The 16,465-nt window shown below is 61.6% G+C and carries 14 protein-coding genes; 4 read left to right on the top strand and 10 right to left on the bottom strand.

Annotation, left to right across the window (positions count from 1 at the left end; genetic code table 11):
* Positions 1-83: 83 nt before the first annotated feature.
* Entirely contained in the window at positions 84-440 is a 357-nt protein-coding gene (locus tag ACILSQ_RS21360; RefSeq protein WP_395745691.1) for a hypothetical protein, read from the bottom strand.
* 238 nt (positions 441-678) lie between these two features.
* On the opposite strand from ACILSQ_RS21360, the gene ACILSQ_RS21355 reads away from it, so the two are divergent.
* The 4 genes from ACILSQ_RS21355 (at position 679) to ACILSQ_RS21340 (ending at position 6,163) form a co-directional block, all read left to right on the top strand.
* Complete coding sequence (locus ACILSQ_RS21355) at positions 679-3,789, top strand: DUF3604 domain-containing protein (RefSeq protein WP_395745690.1); 3,111 nt, start codon at positions 679-681, stop codon at positions 3,787-3,789.
* Entirely contained in the window at positions 3,786-4,280 is a 495-nt protein-coding gene (locus ACILSQ_RS21350) for a hypothetical protein (RefSeq protein ID WP_395745689.1), read from the top strand. The genes ACILSQ_RS21355 and ACILSQ_RS21350 overlap by 4 nt, the downstream gene beginning before the upstream one ends.
* On the top strand, positions 4,277-5,011 hold the full coding sequence (locus ACILSQ_RS21345; RefSeq protein ID WP_395745688.1) for a DUF695 domain-containing protein: 735 nt from the start codon (positions 4,277-4,279) through the stop codon (positions 5,009-5,011). Before ACILSQ_RS21350 ends, ACILSQ_RS21345 begins: the two co-directional genes overlap by 4 nt.
* A 309-nt stretch (positions 5,012-5,320) precedes the next feature.
* Positions 5,321-6,163: a hypothetical protein gene (locus ACILSQ_RS21340; RefSeq protein ID WP_395745687.1), complete on the top strand. Its 843-nt coding sequence runs from the start codon at positions 5,321-5,323 to the stop codon at positions 6,161-6,163.
* 46 nt (positions 6,164-6,209) lie between these two features.
* Here the strand turns inward: ACILSQ_RS21340 and ACILSQ_RS21335 are convergent, their stop codons facing one another.
* The 9 genes from ACILSQ_RS21335 to ACILSQ_RS21295 form a co-directional block, all read right to left on the bottom strand.
* Positions 6,210-9,368, bottom strand: coding sequence for a hypothetical protein (locus ACILSQ_RS21335; protein ID WP_395745686.1), 3,159 nt, complete (start codon positions 9,366-9,368; stop codon positions 6,210-6,212).
* A 124-nt stretch (positions 9,369-9,492) separates the two neighbouring features.
* The gene (locus ACILSQ_RS21330) at positions 9,493-10,380 is read right to left on the bottom strand and encodes an MBL fold metallo-hydrolase (RefSeq protein ID WP_395745685.1); all 888 of its coding nucleotides are present in this window, start codon (positions 10,378-10,380) and stop codon (positions 9,493-9,495) included.
* 59 nt (positions 10,381-10,439) lie between these two features.
* Complete coding sequence (locus ACILSQ_RS21325) at positions 10,440-11,012, bottom strand: hypothetical protein (protein ID WP_395745684.1); 573 nt, start codon at positions 11,010-11,012, stop codon at positions 10,440-10,442.
* 96 nt (positions 11,013-11,108) lie between these two features.
* Entirely contained in the window at positions 11,109-12,026 is a 918-nt protein-coding gene (locus ACILSQ_RS21320) for a thiamine pyrophosphate-dependent enzyme (protein ID WP_395745683.1), read from the bottom strand.
* 50 nt (positions 12,027-12,076) lie between these two features.
* A complete protein-coding gene (locus tag ACILSQ_RS21315; RefSeq protein WP_395745682.1) occupies positions 12,077-12,634 on the bottom strand; it encodes a hypothetical protein in 558 nt (185 codons plus the stop codon).
* On the bottom strand, positions 12,631-12,891 hold the full coding sequence (locus tag ACILSQ_RS21310; RefSeq protein ID WP_395745681.1) for a hypothetical protein: 261 nt from the start codon (positions 12,889-12,891) through the stop codon (positions 12,631-12,633). Before ACILSQ_RS21310 ends, ACILSQ_RS21315 begins: the two co-directional genes overlap by 4 nt.
* A 99-nt stretch (positions 12,892-12,990) precedes the next feature.
* The gene (locus ACILSQ_RS21305) at positions 12,991-14,778 is read right to left on the bottom strand and encodes a 2-oxoacid:acceptor oxidoreductase subunit alpha (protein WP_395745680.1); all 1,788 of its coding nucleotides are present in this window, start codon (positions 14,776-14,778) and stop codon (positions 12,991-12,993) included.
* Positions 14,779-14,992: 214 nt separating this feature from the next.
* Positions 14,993-15,751, bottom strand: a complete 759-nt coding sequence (locus ACILSQ_RS21300; protein ID WP_395745679.1) for an ankyrin repeat domain-containing protein — start codon at positions 15,749-15,751, stop codon at positions 14,993-14,995.
* Positions 15,752-15,794: 43 nt separating this feature from the next.
* Positions 15,795-16,379: a hypothetical protein gene (locus tag ACILSQ_RS21295; protein WP_395745678.1), complete on the bottom strand. Its 585-nt coding sequence runs from the start codon at positions 16,377-16,379 to the stop codon at positions 15,795-15,797.
* Positions 16,380-16,465: the final 86 nt, after the last annotated feature.

Genomic DNA, 16,465 nt, shown 5'->3' with positions numbered 1-16,465 from the left:
AAGCAGAAATAAAGAAGGCTCCGCTTTTGGGAGCGGAGCCTTCCGGGATCACGGCAGCGCCGGGAAAAGCCGTCGCACGAGCCTTACTTGGCGGCGCCCTTGAACACGTCGTGACAGGCCTTGCAGTTCACGGCCTTCTTCCATTCGCTCACGCCGGCCGCGTCCTTGGACTTCACCTTCTTCAGCGCGGCTTCCATCGCCTTGCACTTTTCCACCCAGACGGCCTTGTCGCCCTTGGGCGGCGTGGCCGCGCAGATGGCCTGCACGCACTTGATGAGGCTGTCGATTTCAGCGTCGGAGGCCTCGCCTTTGCCGACTTTCTTGGCAATGGCGTCCTCGGGCTTGAAGTTCTTTTTCATGGCGCCTTTGATGACATCATCTGCGGAGGCGGTGCTGAGACCGATGGCAAGGCAGAGGAGGGTGAGAGCAGTCTTCTTCATGGGTGTCTGACGGGTGTTATGATGTGGTGTGTTATGGGATGTGAAGCCGCAGCGCGTACGGCCTTGGTGATACGCAAAGACAGCAGTTCTTTTACCAACCGCCGCCCACATATTTTCCAATAACGAATTTTTTAAATCGACCGGGCCGCTCCCGTCAATTTAGGAATCCACCCCTGCGCATTCTTCTGGAAAACTCGCAGCGAGATCGCGCGTTAGACGGCGTTTCACGCACCAACCCATGAAATCTCTCCTGCTCCCCCTCCTCCTGCTCACCGGCGTCGCCTCCGCCGCGGACTCCGCGCTGCTGATCCAGCTCGGCCTCAATGACAAGGAGTCCACCGTCTGGGACGGCTCCGTCACCGTGACTCCAGGAGAGGTGCTGGAGGTGAATGGCTACCGCTTTGAGCAGAAGGACACCCTCACCGGCAAAAACTCCTGGAAGGCCAGCAGCCGCACCCCGGCCGGGGCAAATCCTACCAAGGCCCGCGGAAACAACCCCAAGAAGATCGGCCAGATGGCGCGGCAGCTCGGCCCCATCTTTGAAAACGGCGTGTTTGTAAAGCTGCGGGACGTCACCCCGGAGAGCAGCGTGGAGCTGACCACCGCCCAGGGAAAAGTGAGCTTTAAGCTCGCGGATGTGAAGCCGGGCGATGCTCTGGACCTCATGGAAGGCCGCATCGCCGTGCAGCAGACGGCCTTCACCCTGCGCAAGTTTAACACCGAGCGCACAGACGATGACTTCCCCGCCCTCGCCTTCGATTCGGAAGGCCTGGGCTTCCTCGTTTATCAAAGCTTCACCCCGGGCATCGACCGCGATGAGCGGGCCAAGCGCTGGGAAAAGGAGCCTGAGGATCTCTCCTTTCTGAACACCCCCGTGGGCGGCGACCAGCTCTGGCTGCATGTGCGGAAGTCCAGGCAGTGGGAGGACGCACGCATCGCCGTGACAGAAACCGGTCGTGACATCTATAAGTCTGCCGTGGCGGTGGACGGCAAGGGCGGCGCTTGGATCGTATGGAGCGAGCGCCTGGAGGGCAATTTTGAAATCCTCGCGCGCCACTTTGTCGGGGGGAAACTCGGCCCGGTGGAAAACCTCTCCAAGTCTCCTGGGAATGACCTCAATCCAGTGATCGCCCACTCCACCAAGGGCACCCTGGTGCTCGCCTGGATGGCCGCGCATGAAGGCAGGTTTGAGATCCGCACCCGCACGCACGAGTCGGATGCCTGGGCCGCAGCGCAGACGGTTTCCAAGAACAGCGGCAACTGCTGGAACCCCGCCATCAGCGCCGATCCGCGCGCCGAAGGCAGCGGCCAGTTTGCCCTCGCCTGGGACACCTATGAAAAGGGCGACTACGACGTCTGGATGTGCCTTCTGGACGCCAGCGGCAAAACCGCCACCAACCCCATGCCAGTGGCCAACACCCCGCAGTATGAGGCCCGCGCCGCCGTGACCTATGACCACGAAGGCCGCGTGTGGGCGGCCTATGAGAAGAGCGGCGCCACCTGGGGCAAGGACTGGGGCGCGTATGACAGTGCAGACGGCATCCCACTTTACCGCAGTCGCCAGATCGGCATCGCCGTGTGGGATGGCAAGACCTGGCAGGAACCGCAGGGCAGCATCGCCGATGCACTGCCCGGAGCCACAGCCAACCAGGCGCGTGGAGGCAAAGGGAAGGGCAAAGGAAAAGGCCGTGGCGCGGACGTCAGCACCCCTGCCCCGCCTGCTTCTCCTGAGGTGCCCGATGGCCTCGCCTTTGAAAAGCCCGCCGTGCGCGGCGGCGCTCCGGGGGCCCATGCCGCTGTGTCCGGCCCGCAGACTTACAACAACCTCGGCCGCATCACCTGCGATTCCGAGGGCCGCATCTGGCTCATCGCCCGCACGCGCCTCAACAGCTTCCGCGGCCCCTTGGGCAGCACCTGGGGCAGCGTCGCCGCCTACCTCGAAGGTGACCACTGGGTGGGTCCCATCAGCATCCCGCACAGCGACAACCTGATGTACAATCTCCCCGCCATCGCCGCCGGACCCAAGATGCTCTTTGTGGCCCACAGCAGCGACCACCGCATGGACCGCATGGCGGAATTTAACCGCTCCAAAAACCCGGGCGGCAAAGGCGGCAACGCCGCGCTGGATGCCAGCAAGGACCCCTTTGACAACGATGTCTATTTCAGCCGCCTGATCACCAGCACCGCCGCAAAGGCCGCTGTGCTCAAGCCCCTCGCCGACTCCCCGCAGGACAACCCCGCCCCCAGCAAGCGCACCCAGGCCGAGCGCTCCGAACTGGCCGCCATCCGCGGCTTCCGCAGCAGCATCGCAGGCACCGAGCGCCAGATCCTCCGTGGCGAATTCCACCGTCACACCGAGATCAGCGGAGACGGTGCCAATGACGGGCCCCTCGAAGACATGTGGCGCTACGCCATCGACGCCGCCTCCATGGACTGGATCGGCAACGGCGACCACGACAACGGCAACGGCCGCGAATACACCTGGTGGCTCACCCAGAAGACCACGGACGCCTTTTTCCTTCCCAAGGCCTTCACCCCCATGTTCAGCTACGAGCGCAGCGTGGTCTATCCCGAAGGTCACCGCAATGTCGTCTTCGCCCAGCGCGGCGTCCGCACCCTGCCCCGCCTCCCGCTGAGCGACGCCCGTGTGCACGAGCCCGCCCCGGACACCAACATGCTCTACAAGTACCTTAAAAAGTTCAACGGCGTCTGCGCCAGCCACACCAGCGTCGGCAGCATGGGCACCGACTGGCGCAACTGGGGCGGCGAGTACGAGCCCATGGTCGAGATCTACCAGGGCGCGCGCCAGAACTACGAATACCCCGGCTGCCCCCGCTGCCCCACCGAAAACGATGCCATCGGCGGCTGGGAGCCCGGCGGCTGGGTGTGCGATGCCTTTGCCAAAGGCTACAAGTTCAGCTTTGAAAGCAGCAGCGACCACGGCAGCACCCACATCAGCTACGCCATGATCTACGCCGAGGACTACAGCCGCGAAGGCATCATCAAGGCCATGCGCCAGCGCCACACCTACGGCGCCACCGACAACATCATCGCCGAAAGCCGCTGCAAAGCCGCCGACGGCAAGGAGCGCATGATGGGAGATGAATTCACCGTCAAAGGCGCCCCCACCTTCACCCTCAAGCTCATCGGCACCATGCCCTTTGAAAAAGTGACGATGATCAAGGACAACGTCGAAATCCCCATGACCATCTCCAAGGAAAAAGAGATCAACCTCACCTGGACCGACCCCAAGCCCGAAAAAGGCAAAACCAGCTACTACTACTTCCGCGGCGAACAGACCAACGGCGAACTCGTCTGGGTTTCCCCCATGTGGATCACGCTGGAATGATGAATGCCCCGAGGACAGGCTGGACTCGTTGGCTGCTTGCAGCCTGGGAAGGCCTGTCTTTCGGCTGGTTCTTGCTCATCGCTCACGTCGCCGCAGGAAATCTCATTGAGATTTCCGAGTACATCTGGCACCCCAAGCCTGCAGACCTCCAGGCACCTCTCACCCTGTGGCTGCGGGCACTGCTTCCCGAGGAAACCTGGTCATTGCTGCTGGGAGGTCTTGCCTTCTCCGTTGGCTTTGGGCTCATCAGCTTCGCCTCGCATGAGTCTCCGATGAGCCGTTTGTTTCGCTGGACTGTCATCGCTGTTTTCACAGTGCTCGTGGTTGTCGCCCAGCCTGCCATGGACGCATTCAGACTTCTTTTGGAACCCAAGGACGACCGCCTTTGGGACGAAATACTTTTTGTTGCCCTTGCGCTGACTGTGCTCGTCTATGGCATCCTTCGATGCCTCAGGGCTTCACAAGCGCACGCCCACGAGACATTACCATGAGCGTCTGCCCCCAAAACGATTGGGAATCCTATTACTACAGCACCGATGACGGCCCTGTCGTGGTCGGTTTCCATACGAAATCAAACGAAGTGGATCAAAGCAGGTACCCTCTCTGCGCCCGTGTCTTGATCACCATCAAGAATCCAAACCAAAACGGAGCCCCCTCCAGGGACGAAGCTCAGATCCTCTGGGCGATGGAAGACCGGCTGGTGGAGATGCTGGATGCTGAGGAAGTGCCCTGCCTCATGCTTGCCCGTTTGACCCACGGCGGCACGAGAGAACTCGTCTTCCAGGTGGCCGACTACTCTCCCTTCCGCCCTCCCGTGGGATCTTGGATGGGTCAATACGACGATTACGAAACCGATGTGTCCGAGCACGAGGGCTGGAACTTCTTCTTCGAGCACGTCTGGCCCTCCGAAAAATCATGGTTGTACATATTTGACCGCCGCGTGGTGGACAGCCTGGTGGCGTCAGGGAGTGACCCGGAAAAGCCTCACTCACTGGAGTTTGTATTTCGCGGCACCCCGGGAGGCTTGCACCAGATGCAGAACGCCCTGGCAGCCAGAGGTTACTCCTTGCTGGACTCTTCAGCCGAGGAATCGCAGATGATCATGGCCCGCCGCATGTCCCTGGATGTCGGGGCGATTTTCAAAGAAAGCCTCTCACATCACGAGGAATGCAAGCGCCTCGGCATCGAATACGACGGCTGGGGCGCGCTGGTGGAATCATGACGAAGCAAGGCTCCCTTGTTTCTGCAGGAAAAGAAACGCTCAGAGCCATCTAAAACGGTACTCCCCAGTGCCTTCGTTTGGCATCAAGTCTTAAGCCCAGCACCAGCCCAATTTACAATTCCCAGTTCCCAGTTCCCAGTTTACAATCCCTTCCTCTCTTCGCCACCACGCTCCCCGCTTCACCGAGTGCCACTGACGCCCTTCATCTCCTCAAGCCTCCCCCTGCGCCGCGCCCTGGCACTGGCATTCGTCATCCACACATTCGCCATTCCCCATTCCGCTCCGGCCCACCCCGCCGACCAAAGCGAAATGCGCGTTCGCCCCAGCCCGCACAAGCTCGAAATCCGCTTCACCTTCAACATCCTCACCCTCTCCCGCTTCACTGGCATCGACACCGATGGCGACCACAAGATCAGCATGGCGGAGCTCACGGCCGCGCAGCCGCGCATCGCCACCTACCTGAACCAGCACATCCTCGTCGAGATCAATCAAAAGAAGGCCAGCCTGGGCACCGGTGTGCGCTTTGAGCCTCTGTGGCCGGACGCCGCTCAGACACCGCCAATGACGGAGCCGGAATACGCGGCGCAGAAGATGGACGTGACCTTTGTGCAGACCATCGCGGACAAAGTACTCGAGGACTTCTGGCTGGGCTTCGAGATCTTCGAGCAAACCGGGCCCATGCAGACGATCCGCGGCGTTTTTGAGCAGGACGGCAGGATCCTCGAGGTGCCCTTCAGCGTCCAGGACCCCGAGTATCTCTACGACACCACTTACGCCGATGACCCCTTTTTGCAGGAGGCCGCAAAGGAGAACCCGAAAGACGCTCTCACCACCCCTCCCGCCGAAGCCGCCCCGACGCAGCCCGCAGCCAGGCTCGCCACAGCCTCCCCCTATGCCGCGCCCGCCGTCGGCACACCGGCTGTCACCGCCCCGGCCATGCCTGCGGCCACCGTGGCTTCACCACCGGCGGGAAATTCCGCCGCGAAACTGGCCGTCCCCAGCGAATCCGCTCCTCCTCCGGCTCCACGCAGCGACGAACGCTGGTGGATGATCCGCGCGGCCGTGCTCATGATCCTGCTCGTGGTGGGCCGCAAGCTGCAGCTCAGCGCCCGCGCGCGCCGCGTCAGCACCCGCCGCCCCCGGCCCAGATGAACCTCCCGAATAGGTACTGAACCCAGCAGCCCGGCGGCTGCGGGCCTCAGTGGGCATTCATGGTCAGCGTCGTCTGCGTGTGGCTCTCCGGACGGAGTTCGGTGATCTGTCCTTTGAGCACCTCGATCTTTTCCAGCAGCACTTGTTCATCCGCCATCGCCCGCTTCAGCCGCTCAGTCCAGTGGGACATCCCCTCCGGCGTACACGCAGGCTGCGCCGCCTGGCCTTCCATTGCCAGTTGCATCACCGGCCGGCTGCGCGCGCGGAGTTCCAGAGTGCGGATGTTCTGACGCAAATAGTCCAGCCGGTTTTCTTCCCGCTGCAGCTCGTCGCGCAGGCGCGTCATCTTGCTGTTCAGCTTGCTGCTGCCCTGGGCCATCCCGCCGGTCTTCGTCTCGGAACCGCCACCCAAAACAGCCGCGGGCACCTTCGGCGTCCGGCCTTGCGAAGCCGGCTCATCCACCCCCGGCGCGGCCTGGATCTGCTGCGCCATAGACTCCGCCCGGGCGGTCTGGAAACGTTCCATGATGTGCCGCAGTGCCCCCAGTGCCATGTGGAGCTCATCCGTCGCTTTGCGGGATTCAGCGGAATCCGCCCCGGCGTCTTGAAGCTGCGCCAGGGATTCGTCCATCCGGCCCTTCCACTCCAGCAAGGCCGTGATCTGCCCCTCCCAGCCGCTCAGCTGCTGGCGTGCATCCTTGATCTGCGTGGCAAGGCTCAGGCTTTCGTCCTCATGCACCTGCCGGGCCTCCTTCGTCAGGGACCGCAGTTCATCATACATGCTTCGCTCCTGCTGGGCGGAGCTCGTCAGGGTCGCAACTTCCTCGCGCAGGTCCTTTTCCTGGGCGGTCAGTTGCTCCAGCCGCTGGCGTGTCTCGGTTTCCTGGTGATTGACCGCGTCACAGCGTGCCGTGGCGGTGGCAAGCTGTTCGGTGATGTCTTTCAGGGCGGCATCGAGCTGGGTGCGGCGCTGGGAGGCCTCATCCACCTGCCGCGCCAGCGCGCTCAGATGCTGCTCCGCGGCCGCCACATTCGCCTGCCGGGAAGTGAGCACTTCCAGCGTCACCTTGATGTCATGCGCCATCGCCAGCTCCTGTGACACCCCTTCCAGCGCGCTGCGGGTTTCCGCCAGCTTTTGCTCCTGCCCGGCCAGGCTCGCGCGTGCCGTCATCAGATTGTCCTCCGTCGCCTGCACCGTGGACTGCAGTTCGGAAAGTTTCGCCGCCGCTTCGGTCATGCTGGCCTGCTGCTCTGCCAGTTCCTTGCGCACGGTCACCACCTGCGCCGCGGCCGTTTCATGCTCCTGCTGCGCCTGCCGGGCTGCCGCCGCGGAGGCTTCCCGCTCCTGCTCGCGCCGCGAGATCTGGGCGGCGATCTCCCGCAGGATCGCCTCCTGATTTTGCTGCCGCATCGTCATGTTTTCCACTTCACGGTTCAGGGCTGCCCGGCGCTCCTCCGCCTGCTGGCACTCCGCCAGAGTCTGCTGCAGGCGTGCCGCGGCGGCATCCAGCTCCGTCTGCCGTGTCTCCAGGCGGATGCCGACCTCTTCATGCTGCTGACTGAGGCGCTGCACTGAGATTTCCGCCTCAATGCGCTCCTGGCGCAGAGTTTCGAGCCTGCCGGACTGCTCCTGCGTCTGGCTTTCCAACTGCCGTGACTGCAGTTCCAGCGTGTGAATGCGATCCCCCAGCATGGCCTCCTCCTCCTCACGCCCCTGCAGGGTCTGGCTGAGCGCCGCAAGTCGGGCCTCGATCTCCTCGCATTCTCTCCGGGTGTTCCGCAGCCGCTCCTCGGTCGCGGCAAGGTCAGCCCGGCAGGTTTGCAGGGAGTGCGCCGTGCTCTGCCGGCTGTTGAGCAGGACCACGATCTCCGCCCCCAGTCCCCGGTGCTGCTCGCGCAGAGACGCCAGCGTCCCTTCCGTGTCTGCAATCTGCTGCTCCACCTGCTGGCGTTTCACGCCCAGCCCCGCCAGCTCCTCGCTGTACTGCTGAATCTTCTGCGCAGACGCCGATTCGCGGTTCTCCAGTTCTGCCACAGACCGGCTCAGGTCGGCCATTTGCGCGGTCGCTTCACCGCACTCGTTCAGGGTGATGCCCAGCCTCTCCTCCGCACGGGCCAGCTCATGGCGGCGGGTCAGCAGCGCCTGCGCGATGGTCTGCTCGTAAGCGCGCAGCTTCTCCATCTCGAGCTGGCTTTCCGCACGCTGCTGCCGCAGCAGGGCCAGCGCCTGTTCCTGCTGCAGCGCCTCGGCCTGCAGATCTCCCAGTGCGGCAGCCGCCGCCATCCGCTGATCCGCCAGATCACGAATCGCGTTTTCCAGATCGGCATGGTGGTCTCCGGTTTGCTCCACGGCGTGCCGCAGTTCCTGCAGCCGCGCCCGCTCGTCCGCCACGGCGCCGCGCGTCAGGTTCAGCGCGCCCTCGCTCTCGCGGCATTGCGCCGTGAGCTGTGCAAAATTCTGCTCCAAAGTTTGGTAGCGTGAGGTCAGGTCCACCACATGCCCCGTCGCCCGGCTGCCGGCTTCCTCCAGATAGTTCAGACGTTCCTGCTTGAGCTTGAGGCTCGCGTCCGTTTGCTGGATCACCACCTCCAGCCGCCCGATCTGCACCGCCAGCTCCTGCTGCCGCGCCTCCTGCCGCGCCACAGTGCCCCGGGCCTCCCCAATGCGCTCCTGCTGGCGCGTCACTTCATCGATCGCCTTCTGCAGCAGGTCGGAGAGCTCCGAACTGCGCTCATCCAGCAGCGCAGACTCCGCCTTGAGCCCCGCCAGTTGCCTCGCGGCTGCGGCCACCTGGCCCTCCACCGTCTGCTTGTGGCTTTCCCACTCGCTCACCTGCTGCTGCGTCTGCTCCAACCGCCCCTGGTCTTGCAGGCAGCGCGCATTCACCTCCTGCAGCCGGCCCAGCAGCATCTCCTGCTGTCCGCTCAGCTTGTTCAGTTGTTCATTCAGGGTGCTTTCCAGGCGCAGGAGACGGTTCACCTCCGAAGTCTTTTGCTCATGCAGCCGCGTCATCTGCTGCAGTTCCTGGGCGCGTGCGCGGTGCTGTCCCTGAACGGACTGGAGTTCCGCATGCCAGCGCTCATAGGCGGCCTTGGCATCAGCGGCCGCGGCGGAGATTTCCACCAGCCGTCCCGCCGGACCACTCGAAACCATGGGAGATTTGCCCTCCCTCCCTCTTTCCATTTCAAATACAAGATTGCTCATGAGATTGATCCGTTGTGTCAGAGGTGCTAAATTTACATCAATAATGCGCACTGGTTAACGATTTTTTTTGAAATTTTCCTCAGATTGACACAGAAAAATAACGCGGGCTCCCCTTCCGATGGCATCAGAGCCCTTTTTCGCAATATAAGCGCACCCCGTCAGCGCACATCGAGGTCACATTCGCGTCTTCTCCCTTCTCCCACAGCGCCTCATCCACACCGGCCTTCATCGCTATGGCGTGTTCCGCCGCCGCGTAGTTGCGCCGGTTCTCCTCCACGCTGACTCCGGCCCGGAAATCAGCAGCCACCCTCTCATACACCTCCATAACGCGTTCCCGGTAACTGCTCAGATGCCACGCCACGTCGCTCACCGCTCCAAAATGCGTGAGATAAAGAGTTTTAAACTTCGCCGCCGCCAGCCGGTCGATGGACTGCACATAAGCCACGGGGTCAAACTGCGGCGGCGCAGCCGTTACCGAGAGATACCGGCTGTGTTCCAGCCGCATCCCCGCCACGTCTCCCGTGAAACACACATCCCCAATGATAAACGCATGATGATGCCGCGCGTGCCCCGGCGTGTCCCACGCGAGGATCTCCACCTCGCCCACGTTCACACTCTCTCCGTCCTGCAGCACCACCACCCTCTCCACCGGCGCCGGCAGCATCTCCCCCCATAGCGAATCCATCTGCGCACCATACACCATCCTTGCACTCTCCATCAGCTTCGAGGGATCCACCAGATGCCGCGCCGCATTCGGGTGGCAGTAAACACTCGCCCCCTGCTGCGCCCACCACCCCGCCGCCCCCGCATGGTCGAGATGAATGTGCGTCACAAACACCTTCTTGATCGCCTCCTCCTCCACCCCCGCCGCACGGATCGCCGTCCGCAACGTCTCCAGCGTCGAACCCGGCCCCGTTTCGATCAGTGCATACTCACCCCCGCTCTCCACCAGGAAGGAAGCAATGAGACCGGGAATGCCGATGAAGCGGAGATCGAGGGTATGGATGCGCATGGGGAGATTGGCAAGGTGGCGGAGCCAGCCGGGAGGTCAAGATATCGCAGGCGTCCGATTCAGAGCTTACGCTTCGGGTGAACCCAAAAAGTTATTTCCGAAGCCTCTCTGCCTTTCGGCTTTTCCAAGAAAGTGCTGTTTGCAATGTGGACGCGAATCCTCTCAGCCTCGCTAGAATAGAGCAGGCGATGCTCCTGGTCGTAGCAATCGACGTGAAACTCCAGCAGGTAGGTTCCGGGCTTCTCAATCCACTGTCCAAACAGCATTGGGTTGCCCTTCCCAATGTGGTAGAAAGGCGCCATCACTCCACTCCCTAGCACCGACGCGCCATTTTGAACGCAGACCTTGAATGCGGTGGCATCATGGACGGGTGACACTGCCACTTTCTCGCTCCAGAAAACATCAATCAATACATGCTCAGGCAGCCTCCTCCCATGGGAGTCTTTGACGTCAAACCACACCCTGCGGGTATAGCAGGTATCCCACACTTTTCGATCCGCTTTGTCTGTGGTTTTGAGTGAAACAGAAATCGGATGATCATGCCTCGCTTCAAAGAGAGGAATTCGTGAGTCGTGGGACTGGCAGCTCACCATGAAGCATGCCAGTAGCACGGGAATAAGAGCTTTCTTCATGGAGCGCTGGAGAGGCTGCTAACAGAACGTTGGGTGACCCGCCTGTCATGGCGGGGCTTGAAGTCTTGACCACGCCCCGACGGCGTAGCCCCCCCCCTACCTCATCGCCTCAAACCGCTTCTTCAGCACGTCCTTCTGCGAAACACCGCCGAGCTTCGACTGAGTCTCATCAATCCACTTCTGCTCCAGCGCATTCTTCGTGGGGCGGTTGACCTGGTAGTACACGCCAAATTTCCCCGGGGCGAGATTCTCGGCCAGCTTGAACGCGGCGGTTTCATCGGTGACGTCGTGCTGCGTTTCGTCGATGAGGTCATACGTGCCGCCTTTGCGCGGCGTGCTGTCGTCAAACGCGCCGGCGTAGAACATCACGCACTCGCTCAGACACTCCACCACGCTGAAGCCATCATGCAGAATGGCGCGCTCAAACATGGCCTCCATGTGCTTCACCTGCGCGGCATGCGTGCGGGCGATGAACGTGGCGCCGCTGGCCAGGAGCTGGCGCATCGGATTGATGGGGCGGTCGATGCTGCCGGTGGGGTCCGTCTTGCTCTTGAAGCCGATCGGGCTCGTCGGGCTGGTCTGCTTCTTGGTCAGGCCATAAACAAAATTGTCCATGATGACGTAGGTGAGCTTGATGTTTTTGCGCGCAGCGTGGTTGAGGTGATTTCCGCCGATCGAGAATCCGTCGCCGTCACCACCAAAGACAAACACATGCACATCCGGGCGGCTCAGCGAGATGCCGGTGGCCAGCGGCAGGGCACGGCCATGGATGAAATGGATGCCGTGCGTGTTCATGAAATACGGAAAGCGGCTGGAGCAGCCAATGCCGGCCACGCAGACGATGTTTTCATGCGGATACTGCAGCTTCTCCAGCACGCGGTAAAAGATGTTCAGCACGGCGAAGTCGCCGCAGCCGGGGCACCACGTAGGATGGTCGGCAGTAAGGGCTTTTTTCGTGAGCTTGTCCGCGACGGGTGCGGATGCAGCAGGGACTTCCAGTGAGGTGGCTGACATGGTTGGTTGGGATGGGTAAATGGAAAAACGGACGATGGAAAGGGGGAATTTCAAATGGGCGGCACGGCGGTACGCAGTTCCTCCAGCAGGGGACGCGTCTTGTGGCGGTCGCACCAGGACTCGATGTAGGGCCAGTCAAGGTTTCCGGCCTGCACGGTCATGACATCGAGAGCGTCCTGCTTGTCTTTGAGCCTGCCCCAGCGCACTTTTTGAATGATGACATCCTCGGCGGTCGGAAGAAAGACCTCCTGCTGCAGCAGAGGGTGGCAATGGATGACGCGACGGCGGCCGAAGCGCTCCTGATGGAAGGCGTCGCCGCTGAGCATGAAAAGCTCAAGATCAAACTTGATGGACGGCACGTGGACGATCCAGCGCATGCTGCCAGTGATGGACTCAAAGCTCATCTGGTCCTCCAGTACAAACTCATCGCTCAAATGCCGCATGATCTCATCCGGATGCCGCTGTGCCATTTCGAGCACAAAGTCCGCATCCTTGGAGGCACGCGGAAACGAGTAGGCCGTGCTGGCCAGCGAGCCCGTTGCCATGTAGGAAATTCCGGCGGCGTTGATGGCCTCGATCATCTGACGAATGGCGTCCACCGCTGTCATGCAACAACTGGAACAGGTTGGAAAATGCCGTGGTCAGAGACCCGGCGCAGGCGCTCGCGCTGCTGTTCCAGCAGACGGTTGATCTCGGCCTCATCGGCCTCCGGGTGCATCGCCTGCATGCCGGCCTTCACCATCTCCAGCATCTGGTCCGTGAGCTCCAGCGCTTCGGCCAGCCGCTCCCCGGGCGTCATCGCCCGGGCGCGCAAAACGCGGCGCCGGTAGATGTCATCGGCAAGTTCTTTGAACTCGGGATTCATGCGCTGGGAGAATGATGCAGTTCGGAGCCCCTGCGATGAAAAGGTATCGCCGGATTATTCAAATGCTGGCTCTGGACAGTAACTCAAGATGGCACAAGCTCAACCCGCCATGATCTTTTCCACGCCGGTGACGATCTCGCGGATGCGGAAGGCGAGGCCGTCGGTTTTGCACACGGACTTGATGCGGGGATCCGCCAGGCTGGCGCGCAGCAGCGTGGCCAGCTGGCCGTAGCCGTAGAGGCCGGAGTCGTTCATCTCCACGCAGACCACGTGCTTGAACTTCTTGAAGAGTCCGTCAAGACCATCGGGCATCGGGTGCAGGTGGCGCAGGTGCAGCGCACCCGCCTTGTGGCCTTCGGCGCGCAGGCGGTCCACGCTTTCCTTGATGGGCCCATAGGTGCTGCCCCAGCCGATGACGAGGACGTCGCCAGTCTGGTCGCCGTGGATCTCCGGCAGCGGGAGCTCTTTGGAAAGCTGCACCAGCTTGTTGCGGCGCTTGGCGGTCATGAGGGTGTGCATCTTCGGGCTGCCGCTGGGGTGGCCCATTTCGTCGTGCTCCAGACCAGTGGAGATGGGGTACTTGCCGCCGGTCATCTTGGCTCCCGGAGGAGCGTGGCGGGTGATGGAGTCGAGCGGGTACGGCTTGAAGTCGGACGGGCGGGTGGAGAGATCGAGCTCCGGCTCCACCCAGTGCTTGTCCAGGTCCGGCTCTTCAAAGGCCTCGATGCGGCTGCTCAGCGCCTGATCGCTCAGAATGATGACCGGGCAGGAGTATTTCTTGGCCAGCTTGCCGGCTTCGAGCGCGATGTAAAAGCAGTCTTCCACATCCTTCGGCGCGAGCACGATGCGCGGGCTGTCACCATGGCTGCCGTAGATGGCCTGCATGAGGTCGGACTGCTCCACGCTGGTGGGCAGACCCGTGGATGGGCCGCCGCGCTGCACGTTCACCACGATGAGCGGGATCTCCGCCATGCTGGCGTAACCCAGCGCCTCCATCTTCAAACTCAGGCCCGGGCCGGCGCTGCCGGTGATGGCGAGGTGACCTGCAAAGGCTGCGCCAATCGTCATCGCCACGGCGGCCAGTTCATCCTCCGCCTGCACGTAGATGCCGCCATACTTCGGCAGCTCGGCCCGCAGCGTTTCCATGATCGACGACCACGGAGTAATCGGATACGCAGACCCATAGCGCACACCCGCGGCGATTAGGCCCAGCGTGAGCATCTGATTGCCGTCCGCGCTGATGCGGTGGCCACCAGGAGCCTCTCCAGGAACAAACGCGAACTTCTCCACATCCCCCACCTGGTAGGCAAAGCCGGCGTCAAAGGCCAGCAGTGCGTTGCGCAGCACGCTCTCGTCCTTCTTGCCAAACTGGCGGCTGACGATGCCGACGAGCTTGTCTTTGTCGAGATTGAAGACCGCGCACACCATGCCCAGCACAAACATGTTCTTGCCGCGGTCGCGCGTGGAGCCCCCCACAGCCTCCACCGTGGCGGAGGTGAACGGCACGCCGATGTGGATGATGCCCCGCTCGTGCTTCACATCCTCCGGATTCATGTCCGCTGTGTCGTAGAAGCAGATGCCACCATCGCGCAGCGCGCCGATGTGGTTTTCGTAGCTGTGCTTGTAAAAGGCCACCAGCACGTCCGCCTCATCCCCCTCATGCAGCACTTCGCCAGAGCCCAGATGCACCTGGAAAATGGAGGGACCACCCGAAATCGTGGAAGGGATGGTCATGTAAGTCATCACCTCCTGCGCCGTGCGCCCGGCCAGGCGTGCCAGGAATCCGCCGATGGACTGAATGCCGTCCTGGGAATTTCCGGCCAGACGGATCACGGCGTTACGAAGCGAAGTAGGAGACGACGACGAAGGAGCTGTAGCTGTGGACATGGTTGGGTACGGGTAGGGTGTCACCCGTTGGTTGGTAACTGGTAGAACGCGATTCTAAGGGGGCTTTTGCAGACGTCCATGATGGAACCTCGCTTTTTTTGGCGAAAAACAGCGTCCATGGGTGCTGCCTTGCAGGGTGCCGCAGGCTTGAATTCCTTCGCCACTTCCCACTGCTACGGTCCTGCCTCCCAAAAATGCGCTGGTCTCGGTGCGTTCACTCCTTGCCCCCGTATTTTCGGAGCAGTTTGATGACCTCACCGTGCCCTTGATTGACAGCCCAGGCCAGCGGCGTGTGCCCGGCGTTGTCCTTGGCATTGACCTGAGCCTTGTTTGCCAGCAAAAACTCCACCAGCTTCGTCTGCCCGCGGGCCGCCCCGATGTGCAGAAAAGTTTCCCCCGTTTTATCCCTGGCGTTCAAATCGGCCTTGTTGTTGATCAGCAGCTTGGCCATGTCGAGATGGCCGAATCTGATCGCCCACCCGAGTGGCAGTTCGCCGTTGTTTTCCTTCGCATTGACATCAGCCTTGGCGGCCAGAAGCAGCTTCGCCACCTCCTGGTAGTTTTTCCCTGCCGCAACGTGCAGACACGTGTAGCCATTGTTGGCCTTGATGTCCACATCCGCCTTGTTCTTGAGCAGAAGGGACACCATTTCCTTGTGATCAAACTGCACTGCCGCCTGCAGCGGGCTCAGGCCGTCCCCGGCTTTGGCGTTCACATCCGCCTTGCTGGCCAGAAGCAGTTCAGCCACATCCCGCCGGTCAAACTGAGCGGCAAAATGGAGCGGTGTCGCACCGGTCTTGTCCTTGCTGGACACAAGGCCTGGGTCTTCTTTGAGCAGGTCTTTGACCCGGGGCAGGTTTCCTTCACCGGCGGCGTCATGGATTTCGCCGCCAAAAACGAGGCTGCTGCTGGCCAGGACGATAAACAAAAAGGCGCCGCAACGGACGCTGAGGGTGGCGATGGATGCATTCATGGTCATGGTAAGGTTGTTTGGGTTGCTATGGTTCACGTCATTCTCAATGGCTGACGTTGAGTGCCTTCTGCAGGTGGGGGTGGATCATGAGGCGCGCAAAGGCCTCCAGGGTCCGCTTCTTTTCGTCAGCCGCCTCGGGTTTGGCAACGCGTTCATCGACCGCCTCGGTGACGTCCTTTTGCAACCACCGGTAAAAGGCATCCAGGCTCTTTTCCTCCTCACATCGTTTCAGCAGCACCTCCTTGGAGGCCTTCGTGAGTTCTTCCAGATCGCTGTCCTTGACGACCGCGAAGCAGTACAGAGCGTTTGAAATGAAGCCCACGGAGAATTCGTGCCCGCTCTCGCAGAGCAGCACTGGCACCCCGCCTTTGAATTCCAGGGACTTGGGCTTGAATTTGACCAATGCCTTGCCGTTCGTAATGAGAAAAGTCAGACTGGGTGGTTCGCCAAACCCCGGGGGTGGATTCAACACCAGTTCTGATTTGGGCGTGAACTTTTGATTGCCTGAAGCATCGACTTCAATGTTGCTAATGGGGAGGCTGGTGGGACCCTGAACCACGTCCGCGGCGGCAAGGCCTGAGGCAAGAGACAGGAGAGAGACGACTGCGGTGATGAGAGGAAGTTTCATGTTGTCGATGGATAAGTGCTCGGTTGTTCAGGGTTTCTGTACCCTCTCGAAGACGCCGCGTGACCCCAAGCGTGACAAAAATCCCC

Source organism: Prosthecobacter sp., from assembly GCF_044227185.1.
Lineage (GTDB): Bacteria > Verrucomicrobiota > Verrucomicrobiia > Verrucomicrobiales > Verrucomicrobiaceae > Prosthecobacter.
The sequence above is the reverse complement of the archived record's forward strand: the minus strand, read 5'-3'. Positions and strand labels throughout refer to the sequence as shown.